We start from the raw sequence: 4,312 nt of genomic DNA, 5'->3' as shown, positions 1-4,312 counted from the left end.
CCCCCGGGACGCCGCACCGTCAGTGTCCCGCGCCTCGGCAGCCCGGATCTCCTCCGCCTTCGCCGCCGCGGCCCGGGCCTCGGCGACCGCGGTGCGGGCGTCCTCCGCCTTGCGCCTGGCCCAGGCGGCGGCGCGCTCGGAGTTGTTGAGCACCACGGAGGTGGACTCTGAATCGCCGGTGGGACCGTCCGTGGTCTGCTGGGCCCCCGCGAGATCCGGAGCCAGGTGCCCACCACCGGACCGGTTGAGCAGCAGGTTCAGGGCGATGACGACGATCGCACCGGCGGAGATGCCGGAGTGCAGGATCATCTCCAGCTCATCGGGAAGCTTGTCGTACAGACCGGGCTGCACGCTCGGCAGCATTGCCACGGCGATGGACACACCGACGATCAGGGCGCGCGTCTCATTCCAGGTCACCGTGGACAGGGTGCGGATTCCGGACGCCGCGACCATGCCGAACAGTGCCACACCGGCACCACCGAGGACCTCGGAGGGGATACCCGTGGCCACCGCGCCGAATTTCGGCAGCAGACCGAAGACGATGAGGATGACGCCGGCGGCGGTGACCACGAAGCGCGACGCGATGCGGGACAGTGCGACCAGGCCGACGTTCTGGGCGAACGCGGAGTAGGGGAAGGTGTTGAAGATGCCGCCGAGCATGGTGGCCAGGCCGTCGGCCCGCAGACCGTTGGACAGGGTCCTGCCGTCCACCGGCTTCTTGACGACGTCGCCGACAGCGATGATGTCGCCGGTGGTCTCGGTCATGATGACCAGGCCGACAATGACCATGGTGATGATCGAGGCGACGTCGAATGTGGGGGTGCCGAACTGGAAGGGCGCCGGGACGCCGACCCATTCGGAGTCCCCGACCTCGGACCAGTCGGTCATGCCGACGAACTGGCTGACGATCGTGCCGACGATGATGCCGCCGAGCACGGCCAGGGATTTCAGGGCCCGGGGAGCGAACCGGTGGATGAGGATGACCGTGACCAGGGTGACCAGGGTCATGATGAAGCCCTTCACCGTGCCACCGTCCGGTTCTTCACCGTTCGCGGCCTGGTTGTTGAACACCCAGCCGGCGGCGACGGAGAGCAGGGACAGACCGACGACGGTGATGATCGTGCCGGTGACGATCGGCGGGAAGTAGCGCACCAGGCGGGCGAACAGCGGGGCGATGAGGATCATCAGCACACCGGTGGCGATGACCGAGCCGTAGATGGCGGTGATGCCGTGCTCGGAACCGATGGCGATCATCGGGGAGACGGCGACGAAGGACACGCCCTGCATCAGCGGCAGTTTCGCGCCGAACTTCCAGATCCCGACCGACTGGATCACCGAGGCGATACCGGCGACGAACAGGTCGGCGGCAATGAGGTGGTGCAGGTCGGACTGGTCGAACTGCCCCTGCGCGACCAGCGCGCCACCGACGATCAGAGGGACGGCGATCGCACCGGCGTACATCGCCAGCACGTGCTGGAGGCCGAGAATGAACAGCCGGGGGATGGGCGGGCGCTGGTCTACCGGATGGACGGCGGACGCCTCATCGGGACCGGAGGTCTCAGGAGCGGAAACAGTCATGCCCGTCAGTGTCGGCGAACCGTGTTACCGGCATGTGACAACAGTTCAACGAATGGTGTCATGCTGGCGGACTGTGAGCCGCCGACCGCGGAACACCATGGTCCACGAGACCAGAATGAGGATGCCGAACGGCAGCAACCCGTACGCCTGCGACCAGTTGCCCCATAACCCGAAAGTCACGAGCAGGATGGAGACCACAAAGCCCAGCGACATCAAGATAAGGTAACGCCCAGATCGGGGCACCACGGCGGGGCGATGACACCACGAATCTTTTCTCACACCAGCCCTCTTCATCCCACATTCGACACAGGTCCCGTCAGGCGCATGCGCTTCACTACCCCATGTCAGCTTTCGCTCTGCCGATGAAAACCCCCCTGAAGAAGATCGTGAACAAGCACAGTGGAACAACGAACCATGTAGGGATATATGAAAGAGACGCGACGACATCCCCTCCATTGACGAGCAAGCCCGTCACGATCACTAGCGCGATCAGAAGAGAGCACACTGACGGAACAAACGCCGGACGACGATACAGGTCACTGATCTTTCGCTCTAACATGCTGCAGCAGCTCCTCCGAGTCCACCACCCACTCCACCGACGACTCCACCCCCGATGGCGCCCGCCCCAGCACCCCACGGTCCGCCAGCCACGCCCACGCCAGCGGCACCTACCGCGCCGGTGCCACCACCTGTGAGCGCACCGCCGACAGTACCGGCGACACATTTACCCCAGCTCCGCCACCAGCTCTTCTTGTAGTTCAGGGTGTCCACCTCCTGGTCCCGCTGGCCGAGACCGAGAGGATCGCTCTGGGTGTTAGCCGGGAAAGCAACTGGCACCGAGGGCGAAGAGCCGAGGCCAGCCCTCAGAATGACACCGTCGAGCATGGGTGTGTACTTCGTGGACCGGGCATCCAACGCAGCGGATTCCTGCACACCGGTCGGCGCATCCTCAGCCGAGGCGATAGCGGGGGATGCCACAGTGCCAACCACGGAAATTCCTACCGCCACAAGTGACAGCCTGGCTTTTTTTCCCGTTCACGTGAGAGATCCGTATCTTCTGGATGTGAATCGCAACCTCATGGCTGCTCACAAACCAGAGTGAACGCCACGGGTATGTGCGTCAATAATAATTCCAGAATTGACCTGATAAGTAGCCACCTGGCCACCCCCGATTCAGTAACCGGAGGGGCACCCCGGAATCCCCCTCTGACCTCGACAGCCCCGGAGAGTGAGCGGCAGTCACCCTCCGGGGGTGGCACTGAACCACCCGGGTACCCTCCCCGGGTACCGGACGGACCGACGAAGGTTCACACCGCCGCGCGCTTCTCCGCCCACTCCCGGGTGGCGGCGACGTCACCCTCCATGCACTCCACCAGTACCTCGACCGAATCGAAGGCCCGCTGGCCGCGCAGCCGCTCACACAGGTGCACCGCCAGCTCCCGGCCGTAGAGGTCCCGGGAGTGCCCCGCCGGGAAGTCCGGCACGAAGGCCTCCAGCAGGAACACACCCTCCGGGCCGTAGAAGGTCGGACGCCGCCCCATGGACACGGTGACGGTGAGGGTCTGGCCAGCACCCTCCCCGTCAGGACCACCGCTGAGGTCCTCGGCCACACCGGCCCACACACCGGTCAGTGCCGCCTCCTGCTCCGGGCTCAGCCCGGTCACGGCGATGTTCGCCGTGGGGAACCCGAGCTCGCGTCCGCGCTTGTCACCGTACTCGACGGCGCCTGTGATGATGTGCATGGTGACCTCCTGCGTCCTACCGGAAGTTCGGGACGACCTGGTCGATGAACAGCTGCAGCGAGGCCTTCTTCTCCTCGTGGGTCATCGAGTTGTCGATCCAGTAGGAGTACTCGTCGTAGCCCATGTCCTCGTAGGACTTCAGCCGGGCGGTGACCTCCTCCGGGGTGCCGATCATCGCGGAGCGGTGCAGGGAGTCCAGGTCGAACTCCGGGCGGTCTTTGACGGTCTCCAGCGGCTGCGGGTCGAGGAAGCCGTTCTCCGGGACCTTCTTGCCGAAGGCCCAGGAGCTGAAGGTGCGGCAGTAGCGGCTGACGGCCTCCGCGGCAGGACGCCATGCCTCGGGCCGGAAATGGACCGAGTACGAGGCGGATCCGCGGAAGCCCTCGTCCCGGTGGCCGCACGCGGCTGATGCGGACTCGGGTGGCGTGAGCCCCACCGACAACGCGGGCCCCGCACAGTAGCCTGCCCGGTAGCCTTCCCGGCATCCCGCGCGGTCGCGCCCCGGCGCGCAGCATTCGGTACTGCGGCGCGCACAGCACACCACCGGCCACGAAGATCAGGGCGATCCCGCGCGACTCACCGGTGCCGACCAGCCAGGCCCAGGCGTCCCGCCCGGCGTCGGTCTCCAGGTACGGGATCACCCACAGTTCCGCGAGCGGCGCGACGAGCAGACCGGTCACCGGTGCCGTCGCCGCCTCGAAGGTGTTCGCGAAGCCGAAGACGCACCCCTGCTTCCGGTACGGGACGACCTGTTGGATCACGGTCTGCTCCGCCGCCTCGACCGCGGGGATCAGGGTCATCACCAGCCACGCCCCGAGGAGGAAGAGCCAGCCGGCGTCGCGGATGGTGAACAGGGCTCCGACCACACCGACGGCCGCGGCGCACAGCAACATGGTGCGCACCGGGTTGCGTCCCAGCCCTCTCACCGCGACGAGTCCGCCGCCGACGAAGAGTCCGGTGGCCGCCACGGCAAAGCCGATGCCCCAGCCCTG

General features: G+C 66.4%; 5 protein-coding genes. 1 reads left to right on the top strand and 4 read right to left on the bottom strand.

The features are described from left to right. The 4 genes from QZV72_RS12370 to QZV72_RS12355 form a co-directional block, all read right to left on the bottom strand. On the bottom strand, positions 1 to 1,578 hold a 1,578-nt coding region (locus tag QZV72_RS12370; RefSeq protein ID WP_297008892.1), incomplete at its 3' end, for a nucleobase:cation symporter-2 family protein. A gap of 45 nt (positions 1,579 to 1,623) precedes the next feature. Beyond that, positions 1,624 to 1,791 (bottom strand): hypothetical protein, encoded by a 168-nt coding sequence (locus QZV72_RS12365; RefSeq protein WP_297008891.1) that lies wholly within the window; start codon positions 1,789 to 1,791, stop codon positions 1,624 to 1,626. Between the two features lie 1,094 nt (positions 1,792 to 2,885). Then, positions 2,886 to 3,320 (bottom strand): riboflavin kinase, encoded by a 435-nt coding sequence (locus tag QZV72_RS12360; RefSeq protein ID WP_297008890.1) that lies wholly within the window; start codon positions 3,318 to 3,320, stop codon positions 2,886 to 2,888. A 16-nt stretch (positions 3,321 to 3,336) separates the two neighbouring features. Further along, on the bottom strand, positions 3,337 to 3,756 hold the full coding sequence (locus QZV72_RS12355) for a hypothetical protein (RefSeq protein ID WP_297008889.1): 420 nt from the start codon (positions 3,754 to 3,756) through the stop codon (positions 3,337 to 3,339). Positions 3,757 to 3,902: 146 nt separating this feature from the next. Here QZV72_RS12355 and QZV72_RS12350 point away from each other — a divergent pair. Further along, a partial coding sequence (locus QZV72_RS12350; RefSeq protein ID WP_297008888.1) for a hypothetical protein occupies positions 3,903 to 4,312 on the top strand: 410 nt, incomplete at its 3' end.

Source organism: uncultured Corynebacterium sp. (assembly GCF_902782855.1).
In the GTDB taxonomy this organism is placed as follows: domain Bacteria; phylum Actinomycetota; class Actinomycetes; order Mycobacteriales; family Mycobacteriaceae; genus Corynebacterium.
This window is presented reverse-complemented; position numbering and strand designations above follow the sequence as displayed.